The following is a 22,711-nucleotide window of genomic DNA, read 5'->3' on the forward strand; positions in this document are numbered from 1 at the left end:
AGAAAACCCGCGGCGGTGCGTGCGCAGGGAACTTGTCTTTAATCCGAATTAGTCAAATGCTCCGCCAAATCCGAATCGGCTTGGGGGCAGGCCGCGTGGGTGACGGCGAATGGCTGGTGCCGCTGCTGGGCGCGGCGGTGCATGAGGCGATGTTGTTCGCCGCGATCGGCTTCGCGCTCGGCGGGTTCGACGATCTACTCGTCGATGCCCTGTTCCTGATCCGCCTTGTCGGCCGCAAGTTGCGCGGGGTGGAGCCGCCGACGCTCGCCGAACTCGACCCGCCGCGCGATCCGATGCGCCCGCTCGCCGTGTTCGTCGCCGCCTGGGACGAGAGCACGGTGATCGGGGCGATGCTGCGAACGGCATGCTCGCGTTTCGCCGGGCCGGACTGGCGACTTTACGTCGGCGCCTACCCCAACGATCGGGCGACGATCGACGTCGTCGCGGATATCGCGGCGACCGACGACCGTGTCCGCCTCGTCATCGGCGAGCAGCCGGGACCGACGACCAAGGCCGACTGTCTCAATACGATCTGGCAGGCGATGTGCGCCGACGAGGCGACCGACGGCACGCGCGTCCGCGCCGTCGTGCTGCACGATGCCGAGGACGTGGTCCATCGCGGCGAGCTTGCGGTCTATGCGCATTATCTGGATGCCGGCGCCGATGTGGTGCAGCTGCCGGTCCTGCCGCTCATCGACCAGCAGTCGCGCCTGGTCGCCGGCCATTATGCCGACGAGTTTGCGGAGGCGCACGCGAAACAGATGCTGGTGCGCCAGACGCTCGGTGCGGCGATGCCGCTGGCGGGCACCGGCTGCGCGATCGACCGCGACATGCTTGCGCGCGTGGCGGCGGCGCGCGGCGGCCTGCCCTTCGATCCGGGATCGCTGACCGAGGATTACGAACTGGGCCTGACGATCGGCCGGCTGGGCGGGCGGGCGGCATTCGTGCGCGTGCTCGACGGCCCGGCGCCGGTAGCGGTGCGCGCCTTCTTTCCCGCCACGCTGACGGCATCGGTTCGCCAGAAGGCGCGCTGGATGACCGGCATCGCGCTCGCCGGTTGGGACCGAACGGGCTGGGGCCGTCCGCTCGCGCTCGGCGACCACTGGATGCGGATGCGCGACCGGCGCGCGATCCTGGCGGTGCTGGTGCTCGCCGCCGCCTATGTCTCGCTCGCCGGATGGGGGCTTCTCGCGGCGGTCCACGCTTGGCGCGGCACGGGCGCGGCGCCGCTCGACCCAGTGCTTGAATGGCTGCTGGGGGCCAATGCCGTACTGCTCGGCTGGCGGCTGATCGTGCGCGCGGCGTTCGTCGGCACGGCCTATGGCCGCGTCGAGGCGGCGCTGTCGGTGCCGCGCATGGCGGTGGCGAACCTCGTCGCGCTGCTCGCTGCGCGGCGCGCGATCTGGCGCTATGTCGGACTGCTGCGCGGCCGGGCGCTGACCTGGGACAAGACCGTGCATCATTTTCCCGACCTCGCGCGCGAGCGGGCGTGAGCGCACGCGCTGGCCGACCCTTGCGCTTCCTCGTCGCCGTTCTCAGCGGCTGGGCGGCGCTGCGCGTGGCGATCCTCCTGCCCGAGGCGGCGGAGCTCAGCGGGCTGGTGGTCGCCGAGGCCGCGCCCGCGAGTCCGTCGATCGCCTCGCTACCACCGCGGATGCTGGGTGACTGGGCAGGCCTGCCGCCATCGTCGAAGTCGCGCGCCGCGCCGCGCATCCCCGCCCAGTCGGAGGTCGCCGCCAACGCGGCCCCGCCGATCGGCCGCTCGGTCGCACTGGCGCTGATCGCGCGCGTCGGGTTCGGTGAGCCGCAACGGCGGGCGCAGCCGACACTCGGGGCACCGTATCTTCCCGCCGCGCGATCGGCGGGCCGCGCGCCGCCGCGACCGTTCGCGGCAGCCCCGCGGCTGTCGGGATCGGGCTGGCTGGCGCTGCGCGACGGCGACGGCGGCGGCGGCCAGAGCCTCGGCCCCGGTGGACAGCTTGGCGGGTCGCAGGGCGGCGTACGGCTGCGGTACGCGCTTGGCGCGGCGCGGACGTTGGCGCTCTCGGCCCGCTTCTCGGCACCCCTGGAAGGGCCCGGGCACGAGGCGGCCCTCGGCCTCGAATGGCGCCCCCACGGTGTACCAGTCGCGCTGATCGCCGAGCAGCGGATCGGGATTGACGGCACGCCCGGCGGTCCCGCGCTGCTCGCGGTCGGCGGCCTTGCGCCTCGGCCGATCGTCGCCGGCTTCAATCTCGAGGGCTATGCGCAGGCGGGCGGCGTCCTGCGCGGCGGCAGTGCCCAGCCGTTCGCTGACGGTGCGCTGCGGCTCGCGGCGCCGGTCGCCAATGCCGGCCGCGCGGGCGAGGTGACGCTGGGGCTCGGCGCTTGGGGCGGGGCGCAGCGCGATGCGCAGCGGCTCGACACCGGCCCTTCGGCCGCGATCGCGCTGCCGATCGGCGACCGTCGGCTGCGCCTGACGCTCGACTGGCGCCAGCGCGTCGCCGGGCGCGCCCGGCCGGGCTCGGGCCTGGCGCTGACGCTCGGCAGCGACTTCTGAACCATCCGGGCGACGGCGCGTTACGCCGCCGGTCCCAACCCCTTTCGGGACCGGTGCCTGTCGCGCACCGGCCGCGTCGGTGCGTATCTCCGACGCGGCCGTTCGGCTTCCTTAGAAGTAGAAACCGCGGATCACATCGACCACCACACCGCGGCGATAGTCGATCAGCACCACGTCGTCATAATGCCGGATCCAGCGCTGGTTCGCGCGCACCGCGGGCAGACGATAGCGATAGGGATCGTTGATCCAGTAGCGCTGGCCATAATAGACCGGCGCGATCCGCACGCCCGGCCGCCACTGATTGTAGCGAAACGGCGCACGCCAGTTACCGCGGGCATAGAGCGCGCGATTGCGACCGCGCCAGTCACGCCAGTCGTTGCGGCCCCAGGCGCGCGCCTGACGGAAGTCGCGGCGATCCTCGCGAAGTTCGCGCTGCGCCTGACGGACGTCGCGGCGCTCGCGCCGGATGTCGCGGCGGTCGCCGTAACGCTGTGCCTGGCGAAGCTCGCGGCGCTCCTCGCGGACGTCGCGGCGGCTATCCTGGACCTCGCGCCATGACTGGGCGCTGGCAACGCCCGGTACCGCCAGGGACGGGATCGCCACGGCGGCCATCAGGGCAGTGGTGATGAGCTTGCGCATCTTGTGTTCCTCCATGTTCTGCCCCCGGATGCGCTGCCGACGAGTCGGCAGTGCATCGGTGCTGGGGCCGTCATGGAGCCCGGCCACTGAACCGGCCGGGAACGTCGCTGTCAGCTTCGCGAAAGGATCAGGGGCCGTTGCCGCCCCCGCCGCCCGGCGCGCCCGCGGCGCCGACGGTGCCGATATTGCCGAACAGCTCCTGGAAGAAGCTCTTCTCGCGGCCGAGCGTCGGCGTCTTCTTCGAGGTGGGGTTGACCGAGGCGACCTGCTCCATTCCCATCCGGTCGATGCTGCTGACGGTGCCGTTCGGGTCGAAGCGGATGCGCAGCGTCGTCTGTGCCTTGGGCTGGGGATTGTTGAAGGCGAGGTTGCGGCTGTCGCGCGCGACGTAATACCACTCGCCCTCGTCGAACTGGCCGGTCAGCGTTGGCTTGCCGAGCGTGCGCAGCACCGATTCGCGATTGTCGACGCCCGGCTGGACCGAGTTCACCAGATCGGCGTCGATCACATAGCCCTGATGGCTCCGAAGCGGCGCGCAGGCGCTCGCCGCGACCGAAAGGGCCAGCAGCGTCGCGATCGCACGGGGACCGGTGGGCGCCATCGAAATCTCCTGAACAGCAAGCACAAGCAACGCCGCGCCCGGTTGCGATTGCATCGGGCGCGATGCGCCTCAATATGCGGGGCGGGCGCGCCGAACAAGGGCGTGCGGATCAGGGACGGTGATGGGACTTCTGCAACGCCTTTTCGGCTCGGCGCCTCCACGCGAGGGTGAGCCACTCTATGCAGCGATCGTGGCGCGCGCCCGCGCGGCGCACTGGTATGTCGAGGGCGGCGTGCCCGACACGATCGACGGTCGCTTCGACATGGTCGCCGCAGTGCTGGCGATGGTGCTGCTGCGGCTGGAGACCGAGGGGGAGCGCGCAGCGTCGCTGTCGGCCTCGCTCGCCGAATGCTTCATCGAGGACATGGACGTGCAGCTTCGCCAGCAGGGCGTCGGCGACATCATGGTCGGCAAGCATATCGGCAAGATGATGGGGATGCTCGGCGGCCGGCTGGGCGCATACCGCGACGGGCTGGCGGCGGGCGACCTTGGCCCCGCTTTGGTGCGCAACGTCTGGCGCGGCGAGCCGCCCGAGCCGCAGGCGCTGGCGCATGTGCGGGATCATCTGGTCGGCTTCCGCGGCGATCTGGACGGCATGGGCGTCGATCGGCTGCGCGAGGGCGTACTGCCGTGACGCCCGAATTCTCGCGCCCGCTTCGCCTCGACCAGATCGGCGCGGGCGACCACAAGCAGTCGATCGAGGCCGACAAGGCCGAGCGGGCGGCGCTTGCGCGGCGCTTCGAGCTGATCTCGGTCGATCGCATCCACGCCGATTATGCCGTGCGCCGCGACGCCGCGGGCGTGCTCGCGACCGGCCGGCTGACGGGCGCCGTCGTACAGGCGTGCGTCGCCACCGGCGCGCCGGTCCCCGCGACGATCGACGAGCCCTTCACCCTCCGCTTCCTGCCCGAGCCCGGCGACGACGCCCCCGAGGAGGTCGAGCTGGGCGAGGCCGATTGCGACACGATGTTCTACACCGGCAGCGCGATCGATCTGGGCGAGGCGGCGGCGGAGACGCTGGCGCTGGCGCTCGACCCCTTCCCGCGCGCGCGCGGCGCCGATGCAGCGCTGCGCGACGCGGGCGTCGTCGGCGAGGAGGAGGCGCAGCCGCTGTCGGGTCTCGCCGCCGCGCTCAAGGAAAAGCTCGGCAAATAGCCTATTCGCGGAACGCCCGCTCGCTCAGGCGGGTGATCGGCGTGAAGATGTAGCTGAGCACCGAACGCTTGTCGCCGAGCAGGCTCGCTTCGACGGTCATCCCCGGCCCGAGCGGCAGGGTCTCGCCGCGCGGCCCCTTCATCGTCGCGCCGTCGGCCTGCACCTTGACGATATAGTGGCTCTCGCCGGTCCGCTCCTCGACCACCGCGTCGGGCGAGATCGTCGCCACGCGGCCGTCCATCGAACCGTAGATCGCCGAATCATAGGCCGAGACGTTGATCCGCGCGGGCTGGTTCAGCCGGACGAACCCGATATCCTTGGGACTGACCATCACCTCGACCATCAGCAGATCCTCGCTCGGCACCAGTTCGACCAGCGGCGCGCCCGCGCCAACGCTGCCGCCGACGGTCGACACGAGCACGCGGTTGATGCGCCCGCCGAGCGGCGCCGTCACCGTCGAGCGGCGCACCGCGTCGGCGAGCGCCGGGGTGACGCTGCGCTTCGCCGCCATGTCGGCCTGCGCGGCCGCGAGCTCGCTGGCGGCGGTGGCGCGCCAGTCCTGCCGCACCTGGTTGAGCGCCGAGCGCGCCTCGGCGACGCTCGCCTGCGCGCGGGCGATCGCTGCTTGCGCCGCGGCCATGTCGCTGCGCGCGACCGCCGCGTTGTTCTCAAGGGTGACGAGCTGGAGCCGCGGCTCGATTCCGCGCTCGACCAGCGGACGGATCAGGCCAACCTGCTGATCGAGACTGCGCAGCGCCGCCGCGCGCGATTCGTAAGTCGCCTGCGCCTCGGCCACCGCGCGCTGCCACTGATTAACGCGTGCCTGCCCCGCGGCGGTCGCGCTGGCGAGATCGGCCATGCGGCTGGCGTGGAGCGAGCGCTCGATCGCCACCTGCTCGGCAACGGTAGGATCGGCGGCGGCGGGATAGCGCGGCTCGCGCCCCATCACCTCGGCCGACAGGCGCGCGATCTTGGCCTGAAGCGCGCCGACCGTCACCTCGTTGGTGCCGAGCTCGGCACCGCTGCGCGTCGGGTCGAGGCGGATCAGCGCCTGCCCCTTCCTCACGACGTCGCCCGCCTTGACAAGGATCGCCTCGACGATCCCCCCTTCGAGGTTCGAGACGACCTGAAGCCGCGATCCCGGCACGATCCGGCCCGAGGCGCGGACCGTGCGGTCGATCTGCGTCAGCCCCGCCCAGGCGACGAACAGTGCGAAAAAGGCTGCGATCGTCCACAGGAGGATGTTCGACGCCGCCTTTGGCCGGATCGCGCCGACCCGGTCCTCCAGGCGCACCACCCCGCGAGGCTCGATCGGCACGGGCAGCGAGGGTTCCATGTTCATCGGCCGGCTTCCGGGATCACGCCGCCGCGCGCGGGCGGCTGAGCTGTTGCAGGATCGTGTCGCGTGGGCCGTCGGCGACGACCTTGCCCGCTTCGACGATGACGATGCGGTCGGCGAGCCGCAGCAACGCTGAACGGTGGGTGATCATCACCAGCGTGCGGCCCTTCATCTCCTCGGCCAACCGATCGATCAGCGCCGCCTCGGTCTGCGAATCCATCGCGCTGGTCGGCTCGTCGAAGATCAGGATCGGCGGCCGCCCGGCAAGCGCACGCGCGAGCGTGATCGACTGGCGCTGGCCACCCGAAAGCCCCTCCCCGCGGTCGGCGAGGATCAGGTCGTAGCCGTTGGTGATCTGTCCCATGAAGCCGTGCGCGCCCGACAGCTGGGCGGCGCGCAGCATCTCCGCATCGTCGATGTGCGGGCGGTCGAGCGCGATGTTTTCGCGCACGCTGCCCGACAGCAGCACCGTTTCCTGAAGCGCGGTGCCGATATTGGCGCGCAGGCCATCGGGGTCGAACTGGCGAATGTCGGTGCCGTCGATCAGCACCAGCCCTTCCTGTGGCGGGTAGAGGCCGAGCATCAGCCGCGCGACGGTCGATTTGCCCGAGCCCACCCGGCCGATCAGCGCCACGCGCTGCCCCGGCTCGACGGTGAAGTTGAACTGGTCGAGCGTCTTTTCCGAAGCGCCGGGATATCTGAAGCTGACATTCTTGAGCTCGATCCGCCCCGACAGCCGGCCGGGATAGAGCGGCTGGCCGACCGGCCCCTCCGAGGGCACGGACATGAGGCCGTTGAGCTGGCGATAGGCGGTGCGCGTCGCCGAGATACGGCTCATCAGCTGCGCGATCTGCGCCAGCGGCTGGACCGCGCGCCCCGCCAGGATCGAGCAGGCGACGAGACCGCCGGTCGTCAGCTCGCGCTCGGCGATCAGGAACACGCCGAACACGACGACGCCCATATAGGCGGCACTGTTGGCGCTGGTCGCAATCGTCACCGCGATGGTCGAGATGAGCCGCTGGCGCATCGAGCTGTCGGCATGATCGTCGATCGCCTTCAGCCAGCGCTTCTCCAAAAGCTTCTGCGCGCCAGAGGTCTTGACCATCTCGATCGAGCCGATCGATTCGACCAGCACCGACTGCTTCGACAGGCCCCCTGCCATCGACCGGGCCGACAGCCGGTCGAGCGCGGGATGGGTCAGATAACCCGCGGCGATGACGATCGGTACCAGGATCAAGGGCACGAACACGATCGGCCCGCCGATGAAGCCGATGAAGATCAGCGTCAGGACGATGAAAGGCACGTCGACGATCGCGGTCAGCGTCGCGGAGGCGAAGAAGTCGCGCAGCGTCTCGAGCTCGCGCATCAGGCCCGACAGCTGGCCCACCGATCCGCGCTTGAGGTCGAGGCGGATGCGCATCAGCCGGTCGAACACGTTGCCGCCGATCTCGCGGTCGATATCCGCGCCCGCCACATCGACGAAATAGGCGCGCAGGATACGGAGGGCAAAGTCGAAGACGAGGACGATGCCGACACCGATCGACAGTGCGGTCAGCGAATCGAAGGCGAGATTGGGGACGACCCGGTCGTAGACCGTCATCGTAAACAGCGAGACGATCAGCCCGAAAAGGTTGATCAGCACGGCCGCCAGCGCGACCTTCAGGAACAGGCCGCGATTGCGCAGCATCGGCTGCGACAGCCATTCGGCGAAGCGGGGTGGGCGCGGCGCGATGAGGTCGGGATCGCTCATTTCGTGTCCGTCGTGGCCGGCGCGATGCCGAAGGTTTCGAGCAGTCGCCCGGTGCGGGCGAGCAGCGTGTAGCGCGCGATGTCGAGCTCGGTCACGGTCTCGATATAGCGGGTGGCAACGTTGAAATAGTTGGTCTCGGCCGACAGCACGTCGAACAAGGTCCCGCGCGCGACGCGGAAGCGTTCGACCAGCACGTCGCGCGACTGGCGCGTGGCGAGGTAGTTCGCCTCGATCGCGCTCGCCGAATCCCGAAGCGCGCCGAGGTCCGACCAGGCGACCGCGGCATCGCGCGCTGCCTCCAGCTTGGTGCGCTCGAGCGCCGCTTCCGCCCCGCGGGCGCGCGCGGCGTACTGGTCGATGCGCTGGTCGGCGCCGCCGAGGATGCGGTGGGTGACGGTGACGCTGCCGCGCACGTCATAGTCGCCGGCATTCTCGAACACGCCGTAGCGGCCTGTATCGACGCCAAGCGCGACACCGGGTAGCGCATCGGCCTTCGCGGCCTTCAGGTCGTAGCGCGCCGCCTCTGCCTGACGCCGCGCGGCGACGACCGGCGGCGTGTTGGCCGAATCGGCCTCGGCGCGCTCACGCGAGATGTTGGTGTTCTCCGCCGTCGGCGCGCGGCCGAGCGCGGCGGGCGCGGGCGATCCCGTCACCTGCTGGAACTGTGCTTCGGCTTGGGCAAGGTTGCGGCGGAAGCCGGCGAGCTGCGTCTGCGCGGCGGCGATGTAGCTTTCGACCTGCGCCTTGTCGCCGGGGGCCGACACGCCCTGGCGGATGCGGTCGTCGATCGCGGCGCGCAGGTCGGTCTGGTTGGCGAGGAACGCCTCCGACAGACGGACGAGCGCGCGATAGCCATAGACCTGGTACCAGGCCTGGACCCCTTGCAGCGCCAGCCGGGTCGACACGTCGTCGATGCCCGCAGTTGCGGCGCGCAGCCGCTGGTTGCCAGCGCCGATGCGCGCCTTGGCGGTGCCGAAGTCGAAGACGGGCCACTGGACGCGCAGGATCTGGTCGGTGCGCTCGCGCGGGCGCGAGCGTTCGAGGACATTCTGCGGATCGTTGGAGAATTGCCGGGTGAGCACGTTGAAATAGCTCATCGACATGTCGACGACGGGCAGCTCGAGCGTGCGCGCCTCGTTGCGGGAGGCGCGCGCCTCGTCGCGGCGGGCCTCCGCCTCCTCGACCGCGGGATGGCGATCGACCGCGGCCTGGATCGCGCGGTCGAAGGCGACGCGGTCGCCGGCATCGCGCGCGATCGCGAGGATGGGGTCGGCGCGCGGATCGAGGCGGAGCGGATCGGCGCTCGGTGCGGGCAGCACGTCGCCGCGGGCGCGCGCGCCCTCCTGAAAGCGCGGCTGGGGCTCGGCCACGTCGCCGCGGACGGGTTGCAGCGTGATCGGCGGCGTGCGCGACGTGGCGGGGGCGCTCGGCACAACAACCGGCTGGGCGATCGTCGGTGGCGGGGGCAATGTTCGCGGCGCGGGCGCCGTCGGCGTCGCGCCACCCTGCGGATTGACGACCAGCGGCGACCCGCCTGCCGGGGGCAGCGCGACCTGGCCGGCAGCGGCACTGCCAGTCGCAAGCTCGGCTCCGACAATCAGGAACAGGGTCAGCCGTGGCGGCACAAGACGCAAGATCAACGCTCCCTCACGGGAACCCGCATGTCCGGCCGCACCGCCGCGTCGGCGGCGACCCTCGGGCGAAGTCCCCCGCCGCATCGCTGCGGCGCCCTTGTCGATTGGCCGGACCTCGCCCCGTGGCCCGGCGCCCCTCGGTGGATTAACGGCCGGAAAATGGAGTGTAAAGCGCGAGCGGCGGGGTGCCGCGACGCCCGCCGCAGCATCTTCGTTCGACCCGCCGCAACCGATGCACGGCTACTCGAACGACGGATGTCGCGATGTGACTTACTCGAATTCTAGGATCGCGGCGTCGACCGCCAGGCTGTCGCCTGGCTGGTGATTGACTCTGGCCACCGTGCCAGCGCGCTCGGCGCGGAGAATGTTTTCCATTTTCATCGCCTCCACCACGGCGAGCGGCTGCCCCGCCTCGACCCGGTCGCCCGCGTCGACCTCGAGCCGCGTGAGCAGGCCGGGCATCGGGCAGAGCAGGAATTTGGAAGTGTCGGGCGGCAGCTTCTCGATCATGTGCGCTGCCAGCGGGGCGATGTGCGCGGGCAGCACGCGGACATTGTGCGCCGCGCCGCGCGTCGTGAGCCGCCACCCCCCGCGCGTGGGGACGACCTGTACCGACAAGGGCTCGCCATCGATAGTCGCGGTGACGAGCCGCGCGCCGGGGCGAAAGTCGTGCTCGATCACCATCGGCGCGCCATCGACGGTCAAGCCCGCGGCCAGATCGACAGCGAAATCGTCGCTGCCAATCCGCACGGTCCACCGCCGGGGCGTGGTCAGCGCTTCGCCCAGCTGGCCGCCGATCGCCCGCGCGCGCGCGGCGGTCCGCTCGGCGATCAGGGCGGCGAGGCCCGCCAGCTTGCGCTGCAACCCCGCATCGGCCGGCGCGCCGCCGAACCCCTCGGGATATTCCTCCGCGATGAAGCCCGTCGTCAGCGCGCCCGAGCGGAAGCGCGTGTGCTGCATCAGCGCGGAGAGGAAATCGACATTGTTGCCCACCCCCTCGACCACGAAGCGGTCGAGTGCCGCGACCTGAAGGTCCGCCGCTTCGTCGCGGGTCGGCGCCCAAGTGACGAGCTTGGCGATCATGGGGTCGTAGAACATGCTGACCTCGCCCCCCTCGGCGACGCCATCGTCGACACGGGTGTAGCCGGCCACGGGCGTCTCGCCATAGGGCGTCTCCTCCGCCGTGGGCGGGGCATAGCGGACGAGCCGGCCGGTCGACGGCAGGAAGCCGCGATACGGGTCCTCGGCATAGACGCGGTTCTCGATCGCCCAGCCATTGAGCTTCACGCCTTCCTGATCGAACGCGAGGCGCTCGCCGGCGGCGACGCGGATCATCTGCTCGACCAGATCGAGGCCGGTGATCGCCTCCGTCACCGGATGTTCGACCTGGAGCCGGGTGTTCATTTCAAGGAAGTAGAAGCCGTCGCCGGTCGTGTCGGCGCCCGACACGATCAGCTCGACAGTACCGGCGCTGTAGTACCCCACCGCGCGGGCCAGCGCGACCGCCTGCTCGCCCATCTTCCGGCGCATCGCGGGGGTGACGAAGGGCGACGGCGCTTCCTCGACCACCTTCTGGTGGCGGCGCTGGATCGAGCATTCGCGCTCGCCCAGATAGACGATGTTGCCGTGCTGGTCGCCCAGCACCTGGATCTCGATATGGCGCGGCTGCTCGATGAACTTCTCGATGAACACGCGGTCGTCGCCGAAGCTCGCCAGCCCCTCGCGCTTGGTCGCCTCGAACCCCTCGCGCACGTCCTGTTCGGAGTAAGCGAGCCGCATCCCCTTGCCGCCGCCGCCGGCCGAGGCCTTCATCATCACCGGATAGCCGATGTCGGACGCGATCCGCACCGCCTCGTCGGTGTCGGCGATCTCGCCGAGGAAGCCAGGAACGACGTTGACGCCCGCCGCCTTGGCGAGCTTCTTCGATTCGATCTTGTCCCCCATCGCCGCGATGGCACCCGGCGGCGGGCCGACAAAGGCGATGCCCGCCTCGGCACACGCCTTGGCGAAGCTCTCCCGCTCGGACAGGAAGCCGTATCCCGGGTGGATGCAGTCGGCGCCGGTTTCCTTGGCGGCGAGCAGGATCAGCTCGGCCTTGAGATAGCTCTCCGCCGCCGGCGCCGGGCCGAGGCGTACCGCCTCGTCTGCCATCAGCACGTGCGGGCTGCGCGCATCGGCATCCGAATAGACCGCGACGGTCTTCAGCCCCATGCGTTTCGCCGTGCGGAACACCCGGCACGCGATTTCGCCGCGATTGGCGACGAGGATCTTGTTGAACATCAGCGCCCCTTGGTCATGCGGCGAAATAGGAAGGTCAGCAGCGTGAACGCGACTGCGCTCGCAGCAAGAACGCCGATCGGTCCGATCAAAAGCAGGCGGCCGAACATCGATGGCCCTTCGAGATCGCAGCGCTCGTCCGGCGCGAGACCGCAAGGTGCGCCGATCGCGATTATGGCGATGATCGCAGTCGCGACCCAATATGCGACCATGGTGCCGACGATAGCCGCCTTCTTCACGTGGCGGTCCCCACCACCTCGTCACCCCGGACTTGATCCGGGGTCCCGCTTTCTTCTTCGCGGGCAAGGCAGCGGGACCCCGGGTCAAGCCCGGGGTGACGGGGTTGTTCGGCGGCCATCGCCGTCAACCCCAGCTTCGCGAACAGTGCGCCGTCCGCATCGTCGCCCGCATTGCCCGTCGTCAGCAGCTTGTCGCCGGTGAAGATCGAGTTCGCCCCGGCGAGGAAACACAGCGCCTGCGTCGCCTCGCTCATGCTCTCGCGGCCGGCGGACAGGCGTACCATGCTCGTCGGCATGGTGATGCGCGCGACCGCGACGGTGCGGACGAACTCGATATCGTCGATCTTCGCCATCGGCGTGTCGGCGAGCATGTCGCCGAGCGGCGTGCCCTTGACCGGCACCAGCGCGTTGACCGGCACGCTCTCCGGCGGCGTGGGCAGATTGGCGAGCGCGTGGATGAAGCCCACCCGGTCGCTCCGCGCCTCGCCCAGCCCGACGATCCCGCCCGAACAGACGTTGATCCCCGCCGCGCGCACCGACTCCAGCGTGTCGAGCCGATCCTCGAACGTCCGGGTCGTGATGACCTTCGCATAATGCTCGGGCGAGGTGTCGATATTGTGGTTGTAGTAATCGAGCCCCGCCTCGGCGAGCTGACCCGCCTGCGCGGGCGTCAGCATGCCGAGCGTCATGCAGGTTTCCATGCCCATCTGGCGCACGCCCTTCACCATCTCGACGATGGCGGGCATGTCGCGGTCCTTGGGGTTGCGCCAGGCAGCCCCCATGCAGAAGCGGGTGGAGCCGTTGTCCTTGGCCTCGGCCGCCGCCTGCATCACCGCGCGCACGTCCATCAGCTTGGTGGCCTTCAGCCCCGTCTCCGCCCCCGCGGCCTGGTTGCAATAGCCGCAATCCTCGGGACAGCCGCCGGTCTTGATCGACAGAAGCGTCGAGCGCTGGACCTGATTGGCCGGGTGGTTCGCGCGGTGCACCTCGGCGGCGCGGAACACGAGTTCGGTGAAGGGCAGGTCGTAAAGCTCGGCGATCGCCTCGCGCGACCAGCGCTCGGCGGTCGTCGTTTCGATCGGGGTCATGTCGTTCACTCGGCCGTCTCCGTCTCGGGCGCCATGTTGTGGCCGAGGAGGCGCAGCACCTCCTCCGCCGCGGTGATGAGGTTGGTGCCGGGGCCGAAGATCGCCTGCACCCCGGCATCGCGCAGGAACTGATAGTCCTGCGCGGGGATCACGCCGCCCGCGATCACCTTGATATCCGAGCGGCCGGCGTCGCGCAGATGGCCGATCAGCTCGGGGATCAGCGTCTTGTGTCCGGCAGCCAGGCTGGAGGCGCCGACCACGTCGACGTCCTTCTCGATCGCGAGACGTGCGGCTTCTTCGGGCGTCTGGAACAACGGACCGGGCACCACGTCGAAGCCGAGGTCCCCGAACATGCTCGAGACGAGATTGGCGCCGCGGTCGTGGCCGTCCTGCCCCATCTTGGCGACGAACATGCGCGGGCGGCGGCCCATCCGCCGCTCGGTCGCGGCGACCCCGTCGGTCAGGCGCGTCCAGCGCGCATCGCCCTCATAAGCGCCGCCATAGATGCCGGCGACCGGCGTCGGCTGCGTGCCGTAGCGGCCGAACACCGCCTCCATCGACGCCGAAATCTCGCCCAGCGTCGCGCGGGCACGGGCGCATTCGACCGCGAGCGCGAGCAGGTTGGCGCTGCCCGCCGCCCCCTCGCGCAGCGCAGTGAGCGCCGCCTGACACGCCGCTTCGTCGCGGGTTTGGCGGACGCGAGTGATGCGCGCGATCTGGCTCTGTCGGACCGCCTGGTTGTCGATGTCGAGGATCTCGACCGGATCCTCGTCCTTCAGCCGGTACTTGTTGACGCCGACGATCACGTCCTCGCCGCGGTCGACGCGCGCGGCGCGGGCGGCGGAGGCTTCCTCGATCATCGCCTTGGGCCAGCCGGCGGCGACCGCCTGTGCCATCCCGCCCTCGCCCTCGACGCGCTCGATAATCTCCCACGCGCGATCGACGAGGTCCTTGGTCAGCGCCTCGATATAATAGCTGCCGCCGAGCGGATCGACCACCCTGGTGATACCCGTTTCCTCGGCCAGCACGATCTGCGTGTTGCGCGCGATCCGGGCGGAGAAGTCGGTGGGGAGCGCGATCGCCTCGTCGAGGGCGTTGGTGTGGAGGCTCTGCGTGCCGCCCAGCACCGCCGCCATCGCCTCGACCGTGGTGCGGATGACGTTGTTGTAGGGGTCCTGCTCCTGCAGGCTCACGCCGCTGGTCTGGCAATGGGTGCGCAGCATCTTCGACCGCTCGTCCTTCGCGCCCAATTCGGTCATCACCCGATGCCAGAGCGTGCGCGCGGCGCGGAGCTTCGCGACCTCCATGAAGAAGTTCATGCCGATCGCGAAGAAGAAGGACAGCCGCCCGGCGAACCGGTCGATGTCGAGGCCGGCGGCGATGCCCGCCTTCACATATTCGCGCCCGTCGGCGATGGTGAAGGCAAGTTCCTGCACCTGCGTCGCGCCGGCTTCCTGCATGTGATAGCCGGAGATGCTGATGCTGTTGAACTTGGGCATATGCTCGGACGTGTAGGCGAAGATGTCCGAGATGATCCGCATGCTGGGCGCGGGCGGGTAGATGTACGTGTTGCGGACCATGAACTCCTTCAGAATGTCGTTCTGGATGGTCCCGTCGAGCTGGGCCTGCGACACGCCCTGTTCCTCGCCCGCGACGATGAAGAAGGCGAGGATCGGAATCACCGCGCCGTTCATCGTCATCGATACCGACATCTGGTCGAGCGGAATGCCGTCGAACAGGATCTTCATGTCCTCGACGCTGTCGATCGCGACGCCTGCCTTGCCGACATCACCGACGACGCGCGGATGGTCGCTGTCATAGCCGCGATGCGTGGCAAGGTCGAAGGCGACGCTCAGCCCCTTCTGCCCGGCCGCCAGGTTGCGGCGATAGAAGGCGTTCGATTCCTCGGCGGTCGAAAAGCCCGCATATTGCCGGATCGTCCAGGGGCGGCCGGCATACATCGACGCGCGCACGCCGCGCGTGAACGGCGCGAAGCCGGGCAGGCCGGGATCCCAGCCTTGATTGTCCTCGGCCGTATAGAGCGGCTTGACCGCGATCCCTTCGGGCGTTTGCCAGGTAAGGTCGCGGCCCTTCACCTCCTTGTCGGCAAGCGCCTGCCAGTCGGCGGGGGTGGGTTTGTCGGTCATTACAATTGCCTTGAACTACTTCATTCGGCTCGAGCGAAGTCGAGAACCATTGCCGAGCGCAGGCGAGGCTTCCCGCTGGCGCTCAAGAAGGCGCCTCGACTTCGCTCGGGACAAACGGTCGGGATCATTGCCCGGAAAACACCGGCTTGCGCTTGCTGAGAAAGGCCATGCCGCCCTCCATCGAATCGCGGCTACCGCGCGCCTGCTGCTGCGCCCTCGCCTCTGCCAGCATCGCGGCGGCATAGTCGCTGGTCGCCGCATCGTGCAGCGCCCGGCGCATCAGGCCGAGCGCCACGGTCGGGCCCGCGGCCAGCCGCTCGGCTAGCGCAAAGGCTGCCTCCTCCAGTGCCTCGTCCGCGACGACCTTGTGGATCATGCCCCAGTCGAACGCCTTTTCGGCCAGCACCCGCTCGCCGAGCATCATCATCTCCGCGGCCCGTGCGCGCCCGATCAGCCGCTGGAGCATCCACGACGCGCCACCATCGGGGACGAGGCCGATATTGACGAACGCCTGGAGGAAATAGGCGGTGTCGCTCGCGACACAGAAATCGGCCGCGAGCGCGAGGCTGCACCCGATCCCCGCCGCTGGCCCGCGCACCGCGCTGACGACGGGAACCGTGAGTTCGGCGATGGCGAGCAGCGCCGGATTGTAATGCTCGTCGAGCGCCGCGAAGGTGGCAGCGCCGGGATCGTCGCTGCCGAGCGCGCCGCCCGCCACATCGGCGCCTGAGCAGAAGCCCCGCCCCGCCCCCGCGATCAGCACCGCGCGCGCGCCATCGAGGTCGCCGATCGCGGCGCGAAGCTCGTCGAACATCGCCGGCGGCGCGGCATTCAGGCGATCGGGCCGGTTGAGCGTCACGACGAGAACGTCGCCGCGTCGCTCGGCGAGGATGTGCTCATAGGCCATCAATGCGCCTCCCTCGGCGTTTCCATGATCTCGGTCAGCACGCCGCCCATGTCGCGCGGGTGGACGAAGAAGATCGGCGTCCCGTGCGCGCCGATGCGGGGCTCACCGAGCACGCGCGCGCCCTTCGCCTCAAACCACGCCTTCGCGGCATGGATGTCGGGCACCTCGTAGCAGAGGTGATGCTGGCCGCCCGCCGGGTTCTTGTCGAGGAACGCGCGGATCGGCGAGGCGTCGCCCAAGGGCTCGATCAGCTCGACCTGCGTGTTGGGCGCGTCGACGAAACAGACGCGCACCCCCTGCGCCGGCAGGTCGAACGGCTCGCCGATCGCCGTCGCGCCCATCACGTCGCGGTAGAAGGCGACCGACGCTTCGATCGACGGCGTGGCGACGCCGACGTGGTTGAGGCGGCCGAGGATCATCCCACGATCCGGGGCGATGTCGCCGCGCGCTGGGTCATTTCGATCATCGTCTCGATCCGGATCACGCGCTTGTCGAGCGCGAGCACATCGCCCGTCAGACGGCCGAGCGCGTCGCTCTGCTTCTCGCCCACTTTCTCAAGCTGGCGAACCTGTTCCTGGAGCAGCAGCAATTGCTTGATGCCCTTTACCGCGTCGCTGAGCGTGCTCATCGACGCAGCCCCGCTTCGCGAAGCCGGCGATCCGAGTCCTCGATCGCCGCCTCGATCATTGCCGCCGTCCGTTCGAGGCGTGCCTTCATGTCGGGGATCGCCTCGACCAGCTCGTCGACGATCGCGGAAAGTTCGGTGGCTGCTTCGGCCTCTGCGGGATCGTCCGCCTCGACCTTGCTCCGGATATACTCGCCGATGGACACACCGCCCGCGGCAGCGCGCGCCGCGAGCGTCGCCTTGAGCGCCGGCGTCGCCAGAAAGGTCACCCGTTCCGTGTGCATCATCACCTCCTTGTCATTGCAAGGACATTATAAGGTCGGGCAAGGCCACTCACAACGGAATGTTGTCGTGCTTCTTCCACGGATTCGCCAGCTGCTTTCCCCGCAGCTTGCGCAAGCCCAGCGCAATCCGCCGGCGGGTGGAGTGGGGCATGATGACCTCGTCGATGAAGCCCTTGCTCGCCGCCACGAACGGATTGGCGAAGCGCGCCTCGTACTCCGCGGTGCGCTCGGCGATTTCCTCGGGCGTGCGGCCACGGAAGATGATCTCGACCGCTCCCTTGGCGCCCATCACCGCGATCTCGGCGGTCGGCCAGGCATAGTTCAAATCGCCGCGCAGATGCTTCGACGCCATCACGTCGTACGCGCCGCCGTAAGCCTTGCGCGTGATGACGGTTATCTTGGGCACCGTCGCCTCGGCATAGGCGAAGAGCAGCTTCGCCCCGTGCTTGATGATGCCCGAATGCTCCTGCCCGACGCCGGGCAGGAAACCGGGCACGTCGACGAAGGTGACGATCGGGATCTCGAACGCGTCACAGAAGCGGACGAACCGGGCGGCCTTCTTCGACGAGTTGATGTCGAGCACGCCCGCCAGCACCATCGGCTGGTTGGCGACGATGCCGACCGTCCGCCCCTCGATCCGGCCAAACCCCGTCAGGATATTGGCGGCATGCGCGGGCTGCACCTCGAAGAAATCGCCCTCGTCGACGACCTTCCGGATCAGCTCGTGCATGTCATAGGGCATGTTTGCCGAGGGCGGGATCAGCGTGTCGAGGCTGTCCTCGATCCGGTCGAACGGGTCCTCGGTCGGGCGTACCGGCGGCGCCTCGCGATTCGAGGCTGGAAGGAAGTCCACGAAGTCGCGGGCCGCAAGCAGCGCCTCGATATCGTTCTCGAAGGCGACATCCGCGACCCCCGACTTCGTGGTATGCGTCACCGCGCCGCCCAGTTCCTCCTGCGTGACGATCTCGTTCGTGACGGTCTTCACTACATCCGGGCCGGTGACGAACATGTATGACGAATCCTTCACCATGAAGATGAAGTCCGTCATCGAGGGACTATACACGGCACCGCCCGCGCATGGACCCATGATAAGCGAAAGTTGCGGGACAACGCCCGACGCCAGCACGTTGCGCTGGAACACCTCGGCATAACCGCCGAGCGATGCGACGCCCTCCTGAATGCGCGCGCCGCCACTGTCGTTGAGGCCGATCACGGGCGCGCCGACCTTCATGGCCATGTCCATGATCTTGCAGATCTTCTGCGCATGCCGTTCGGACAGCGAGCCGCCGAAGACGGTGAAGTCCTGGCTGAAGACGAACACCAGCCGGCCGTTGATCGTCCCCGATCCCGTCACCACGCCATCGCCGGGCACGATCTGGTCGGGCATGCCGAAGTCGGTGCAGTTGTGCTCGACATACATGTCGAGCTCCTCGAACGACCCCTCGTCGAGCAGCACGTCGAGTCGTTCTCGCGCGGTCAGCTTGCCCTTGGCATGCTGCGCGTCGATGCGGCGTTGCCCGCCGCCGAGGCGGGCGGCCTCGCGGCGGCGTTCGAGTTCGGCGATCGTCGAGGACATGCGCGCTCCCGCTTTCGATGCGCCTCCTTCGCGGGCGGAGGCAGAAAAGGCAAATGCGATGTTGCAAACTGGCTTTCCCCATGTTTGCAAAGTGGGATGCCCCCCACCCCGCCTCGCCGCCTGTTCGCCGGCCATCAGCTCCGCTCGCTCCGCCGTACCCACGGCCTGTCACAGGCGCAGGCTGCAGCCCGCCTCGGAATCTCGACCAGCTATCTGTCGCAGATCGAAAATGGCGACCGGCCGCTCACCGAACTCGTGCTCGCCGCGCTGGCCCGCGCCTTCCCGCAGGACTGGCGCTCGATCGGCGAGGATGCCGCACTCGCCGCCGCCGCGCTCGCTGCCGCAACCGACGCGGGCATCGACGGCGCGGTGGAGCCCGACCCCGGCCTCGCCCGCGCGCTCCGCCAGCAGCCGCAGCTCGCCCGCCGCCTCGTTGCGCTTCACGCCGCGTATCGGCGCGTCGAGGCGCAGGTCCGCGTCCTCGATGATCGCGTCCAGTCGGGCGAGAGCGCGGCCCGCCAGCCATGGGAGGCGGTACGCGACTGGTTTCACGACGCGGGCAACTATGTCGACGCGCTTGACCGCGGGGCAGAGGCGCTCGCGGCGCGCTTCCCCCGCGGCACCAACCGCGCGATCGCCGAGCGGCTGCGCACGCGGCACCGCGTCACGATCGAGCGCGGCGACGCCGGCGGGTCGCTGCGCGCCTATGATCCTGCGCGCCGCACGCTCCGCCTTGACCGCGCGCTGCCGCCCGAGAGCGCGACGTTCCAGCTCGCCCACCAGCTCGCACGGCTCGAGCTGGCGGAAGTGATCGATGCAACCGTGGCGGGCTCGGGGCTCGACGATCCCGCGGCGCGCGCGCTGTTATCGGTCGGTCTCGCCAACTATGCCGCGGGCGCGCTCACTATGCCCTACGAAGCCTTCCGCGAGGCGGCGCGCGCCGAGCGCCACGACATCGACCGCCTGCGCGAGGATTTCGGCGTCAGCTTCGAGCAGGCATGCCACCGCCTCTCGACGCTCCAGCGGCCGGGCGCCCAAGGCGTGCCCGTCTTCTTCTGCCGCGTCGACATGGCGGGCAACATTACCAAGCGACATTCGGCGACGCCGCTGCAGTTCGCGCGCTTCGGCGGCGCCTGCCCGCTCTGGATCGTGCACGAGGCGGCGGCGATCCCCGACCGCATCCTCGTCCAGCGCGCCGAGACGCCCGACGGCGTGCGCTACGTCATCATGGCCAAGGGACTGGTGAAGCCGAGCGGCAGCTTCACCCGCGCCCCGCGGCGCTACGCGGTGACATTGGGATGTGAGGCGGCGCATGCAGACGCCTTCGTCTATGCCGATGCGCTGGCGACGGGCGGCGGCGCGACGCCGATCGGCAGCTCGTGCCGCATCTGCCCCCGCCTCGACTGCGACCAGCGGGCATTTCCGCCGGCCGCCTCGACGATCGCGATCGATCCCGACGCGCGGGGGGTGGTGCCGTACGGGTTCAGCTGACCGGCTTGCCGGGCGCCCATCGGCGTGACAGGATGCGTGCAAAAAGAACGCAAGGAGAGAGCCATGGCGACCGCGATCCATGAGACCCCCACCATATCCGATGCCGAGTGGGAGGCGCGCCAGCAGCTCGCCGCCTGCTACCGCGTGTTCGACATGCTCGGCTGGTCGGAGATGATCTACAACCACATCACGCTGAAGGTGCCTGGCGAAGAGGGCGCGTTCCTCATCAACCCGTTCGGGCTGCATTTCAGCGAGGTGAAGGCGTCGAACCTCGTCAAGATTGACCTCGACGGCAACAAGCTCGACGGGTCACCCTATCCGGTCAATCGCGCCGGCTTCGTCCAGCACGCGGTGTTCCACCGCCACCTGCCCGACGCGCATTGCATCATGCACACGCATACGACCGCGGGGATGGCCGTGAGCTCGCTGGAGGGCGGGCTGAGGCCCATCAACTTCTACGCCGCCAGTTTCGTCGGCCAGATCGCCTATCACGACTTCGAGGGCGTCACCGTCCGCGACGAGGAGGGCGCGCGGCTGGTCGAGCATCTGGGCGACAAGCGCATGATGCTCCTCAAGAACCACGGCATCGTCGCGATGGGCCGTACCCTGCCGGAGGCGTTCATCAAGCACTGGTCGCTCCAGCGCGCGTGCGAGATCCAGCTCGCGACGATGAGCATGGGGACCCCCATCGAGGTTCCGGCCGAGGTCGTCGCCGTCCACCAGCGCGACATCGGCCAGGCACAGGCGCCGGGCGGGCCGGGTGCCGCCGACTTCGCGGCGATGGTGCGGCTGGTCGATCGCACCGACCGGAGCTGGCGAGAGTAGCTTGCGGGGCGGCCGGCGGACGCTACAACCCGGCGGCAAAAGGGGAAAATGCCGCATGTCGCTTCGTCTGTTCGCCTGTCTTGCCGCCCTCGCCATCGCCGCGCCGCTCGCCGCGCAGGACAAGCCCGATGCGAAGCCCGACAAGGCGGACGCAAGCGACGCCGCCATTCCTGCGCCGGTCCGATCGGTCACGCGGCACAGCGGCACCTTTGGCGGCACGCGCATCGCCTATCGCGCGATCGCCGGCGACACCTATCTGAAGGACAAGGACGGCAAGCCGCTCGCCTCGATCACGTCGTACAGCTATATCAAGGACGGGCCGTTCGACCCCAACCGGCCGGTCACCTTCCTGTGGAACGGCGGTCCGGGCTCGGGCTCGCTCTGGCTCCAGATGGGCGCGTTCGGTCCGAAGCGCGTCGTCATTCCGTCGGATGCGCGCGACGACGGGGCGCCCCCCTATCCGATTGTCGACAACGCCGAATCGCTGCTCGACGTCACCGACCTGGTCTTCATCGACCCTGTCGGCACCGGCTTCAGCCGCGCGCTCGGCAAGACCGATCCCAAGGATTATTGGGGCATCACCAAGGATGCCAAGTCGATGGCGGCGTTCATCCGCCTGTGGCTGAACGAAAACGGCCGCTGGAACGCGCCCAAATTCATCGGCGGCGAAAGCTATGGCACCACCCGATCGGCGGCGGTGATCAAGGAGCTGGAGGGCTCGTACACCGATGTCGCGATCAACGGCATCATCCTGATCTCCTCGATCCTCGACTTCAGCCAGGCCGCCGACACGCCGGGGAACGAGCTCGGCTATGTCACCAACCTCCCCTCGATGGCGGCGACCGCCTGGTATCACGACAAGGTGGCGAACAAGCCCGCGAGCGTCGAGGCGTTCGTCGAGGAAGCGCGCCAGTTCGCGATCGGCCCCTATGCCTCCGCCTTGCTCAAGGGCAATTCGCTGTCGGCGCAGGAGCGGCAGGCGATCCTGCCGCAGCTGTCGCGCTTTACCGGCGTCAGCCAGACTTATCTGGCACAGGCCGACCTGCGGCTCTCACCCAGCCGCTTCTACAAGGAGCTGCTACGCGACCGGGGCCAGGTGATCGGCCGGCTCGACACGCGCTATACCGGCCGTGATTACGACAATGCCGGCGAGACGCCCGACAACGATCCCAGCTTCTACGCGATCGACGGGGCGTACACCGCCGCCATGAACCAGTGGTCGCGCGAGGGGCTGAAATACTCGCCCGACCTCACCTACTCTTCGATCGGCGGGGTGCGCGACTGGGACTGGAACATCGGCGAGGGGCCACGCGGGGGCTCGGGCTATCTCAACGTCGCGCCGTGGATCGGCACCGCGCTGCGCGAAAACAGCGGCCTGCGCGTGTTCGTGGGCCAGGGCTATTATGACTTCGCAACGCCCTTCTTCGGCGCCGAATATTCACTGAATCGCACGGGCATCCCCAATGATGGGCGGATCGTCTGGAAATATTACCACGCCGGCCACATGATGTATGTGCGCGAGGACGACCTCAGGAAACTGTCGAGCGATATCCGCGCCTTCATCCGCGCGCGTTGAAAACCCATCGGCTCCCGCA

The 22,711-nt window shown here is 69.1% G+C and carries 21 protein-coding genes; 7 read left to right on the forward strand and 14 right to left on the reverse strand.

The annotated features are described in order from the left end of the window. Window positions 1-56: 56 nt before the first annotated feature. Together COC42_RS06780 and COC42_RS06785 are read left to right on the forward strand one after the other, a co-directional pair. The gene (locus tag COC42_RS06780) at window positions 57-1,493 is read left to right on the forward strand and encodes a glycosyl transferase family protein (protein WP_096342407.1); all 1,437 of its coding nucleotides are present in this window, start codon (window positions 57-59) and stop codon (window positions 1,491-1,493) included. Then, entirely contained in the window at window positions 1,490-2,539 is a 1,050-nt protein-coding gene (locus tag COC42_RS06785; RefSeq protein WP_096342408.1) for a hypothetical protein, read from the forward strand. Before COC42_RS06780 ends, COC42_RS06785 begins: the two co-directional genes overlap by 4 nt. 111 nt (window positions 2,540-2,650) lie before the next feature. On the opposite strand, the gene COC42_RS06790 is transcribed toward COC42_RS06785, so the two are convergent. Beyond that, window positions 2,651-3,178, reverse strand: a complete 528-nt coding sequence (locus COC42_RS06790) for an RcnB family protein (RefSeq protein WP_096343155.1) — start codon at window positions 3,176-3,178, stop codon at window positions 2,651-2,653. A gap of 127 nt (window positions 3,179-3,305) precedes the next feature. Further along, a complete protein-coding gene (locus tag COC42_RS06795; protein ID WP_096343156.1) occupies window positions 3,306-3,779 on the reverse strand; it encodes an outer membrane protein assembly factor BamE in 474 nt (157 codons plus the stop codon). Window positions 3,780-3,900: 121 nt separating this feature from the next. On the opposite strand from COC42_RS06795, the gene COC42_RS06800 reads away from it, so the two are divergent. Further along, complete coding sequence (locus tag COC42_RS06800; protein ID WP_096342409.1) at window positions 3,901-4,413, forward strand: ubiquinol-cytochrome C chaperone family protein; 513 nt, start codon at window positions 3,901-3,903, stop codon at window positions 4,411-4,413. Next, a complete protein-coding gene (locus tag COC42_RS06805) occupies window positions 4,410-4,934 on the forward strand; it encodes a YceD family protein (RefSeq protein ID WP_096342410.1) in 525 nt (174 codons plus the stop codon). Before COC42_RS06800 ends, COC42_RS06805 begins: the two co-directional genes overlap by 4 nt. Before the next feature lies 1 nt (window position 4,935). Here COC42_RS06805 and COC42_RS06810 read toward each other — a convergent pair whose 3' ends face one another. From COC42_RS06810 to COC42_RS06865, 12 genes are all read right to left on the reverse strand, one after another. Beyond that, a complete protein-coding gene (locus COC42_RS06810; protein WP_245843905.1) occupies window positions 4,936-6,276 on the reverse strand; it encodes an HlyD family type I secretion periplasmic adaptor subunit in 1,341 nt (446 codons plus the stop codon). Between the two features lie 16 nt (window positions 6,277-6,292). Further along, a complete protein-coding gene (locus COC42_RS06815) occupies window positions 6,293-8,023 on the reverse strand; it encodes a type I secretion system permease/ATPase (protein ID WP_096342411.1) in 1,731 nt (576 codons plus the stop codon). Next, the gene (locus tag COC42_RS06820) at window positions 8,020-9,648 is read right to left on the reverse strand and encodes a TolC family protein (protein WP_245844004.1); all 1,629 of its coding nucleotides are present in this window, start codon (window positions 9,646-9,648) and stop codon (window positions 8,020-8,022) included. Before COC42_RS06820 ends, COC42_RS06815 begins: the two co-directional genes overlap by 4 nt. A 279-nt stretch (window positions 9,649-9,927) precedes the next feature. Next, the gene (locus COC42_RS06825; protein WP_096342413.1) at window positions 9,928-11,937 is read right to left on the reverse strand and encodes an acetyl-CoA carboxylase biotin carboxylase subunit; all 2,010 of its coding nucleotides are present in this window, start codon (window positions 11,935-11,937) and stop codon (window positions 9,928-9,930) included. Beyond that, window positions 11,937-12,173 carry a hypothetical protein gene (locus COC42_RS06830; protein WP_096342414.1) on the reverse strand — a complete coding sequence of 79 codons (237 nt, stop codon included), beginning with the start codon at window positions 12,171-12,173 and terminating at the stop codon, window positions 11,937-11,939. The genes COC42_RS06825 and COC42_RS06830 overlap by 1 nt, the downstream gene beginning before the upstream one ends. Then, window positions 12,170-13,261: a biotin synthase BioB gene (gene bioB / locus COC42_RS06835; RefSeq protein ID WP_096343158.1), complete on the reverse strand. Its 1,092-nt coding sequence runs from the start codon at window positions 13,259-13,261 to the stop codon at window positions 12,170-12,172. The genes COC42_RS06830 and bioB overlap by 4 nt, the downstream gene beginning before the upstream one ends. A gap of 5 nt (window positions 13,262-13,266) precedes the next feature. Beyond that, entirely contained in the window at window positions 13,267-15,408 is a 2,142-nt protein-coding gene (scpA, locus tag COC42_RS06840) for a methylmalonyl-CoA mutase (protein ID WP_096342415.1), read from the reverse strand. A gap of 124 nt (window positions 15,409-15,532) precedes the next feature. Continuing rightward, entirely contained in the window at window positions 15,533-16,315 is a 783-nt protein-coding gene (locus COC42_RS06845; RefSeq protein ID WP_096342416.1) for an enoyl-CoA hydratase-related protein, read from the reverse strand. Further along, entirely contained in the window at window positions 16,315-16,734 is a 420-nt protein-coding gene (gene mce, locus COC42_RS06850; RefSeq protein ID WP_096342417.1) for a methylmalonyl-CoA epimerase, read from the reverse strand. Before mce ends, COC42_RS06845 begins: the two co-directional genes overlap by 1 nt. Then, entirely contained in the window at window positions 16,731-16,943 is a 213-nt protein-coding gene (locus tag COC42_RS06855) for a hypothetical protein (protein WP_096342418.1), read from the reverse strand. Before COC42_RS06855 ends, mce begins: the two co-directional genes overlap by 4 nt. Beyond that, on the reverse strand, window positions 16,940-17,224 hold the full coding sequence (locus COC42_RS06860) for a hypothetical protein (protein WP_141395795.1): 285 nt from the start codon (window positions 17,222-17,224) through the stop codon (window positions 16,940-16,942). Before COC42_RS06860 ends, COC42_RS06855 begins: the two co-directional genes overlap by 4 nt. Before the next feature lie 49 nt (window positions 17,225-17,273). Continuing rightward, window positions 17,274-18,800, reverse strand: a complete 1,527-nt coding sequence (locus COC42_RS06865; RefSeq protein ID WP_096342420.1) for an acyl-CoA carboxylase subunit beta — start codon at window positions 18,798-18,800, stop codon at window positions 17,274-17,276. 96 nt (window positions 18,801-18,896) lie between these two features. On the opposite strand from COC42_RS06865, the gene COC42_RS06870 reads away from it, so the two are divergent. From COC42_RS06870 to COC42_RS06880, 3 genes are all read left to right on the forward strand, one after another. Continuing rightward, window positions 18,897-20,291, forward strand: coding sequence for a helix-turn-helix domain-containing protein (locus COC42_RS06870; RefSeq protein WP_096342421.1), 1,395 nt, complete (start codon window positions 18,897-18,899; stop codon window positions 20,289-20,291). Between the two features lie 63 nt (window positions 20,292-20,354). Then, window positions 20,355-21,116: a class II aldolase/adducin family protein gene (locus COC42_RS06875; protein WP_096342422.1), complete on the forward strand. Its 762-nt coding sequence runs from the start codon at window positions 20,355-20,357 to the stop codon at window positions 21,114-21,116. 55 nt (window positions 21,117-21,171) lie between these two features. Beyond that, window positions 21,172-22,692 (forward strand): S10 family peptidase, encoded by a 1,521-nt coding sequence (locus COC42_RS06880; RefSeq protein ID WP_096342423.1) that lies wholly within the window; start codon window positions 21,172-21,174, stop codon window positions 22,690-22,692. Window positions 22,693-22,711: the final 19 nt, after the last annotated feature.

Origin of the sequence: Sphingomonas spermidinifaciens, assembly GCF_002351485.1 — a bacterium.
Taxonomy (GTDB): Bacteria; Pseudomonadota; Alphaproteobacteria; order Sphingomonadales; family Sphingomonadaceae; genus Sphingomonas; species Sphingomonas spermidinifaciens.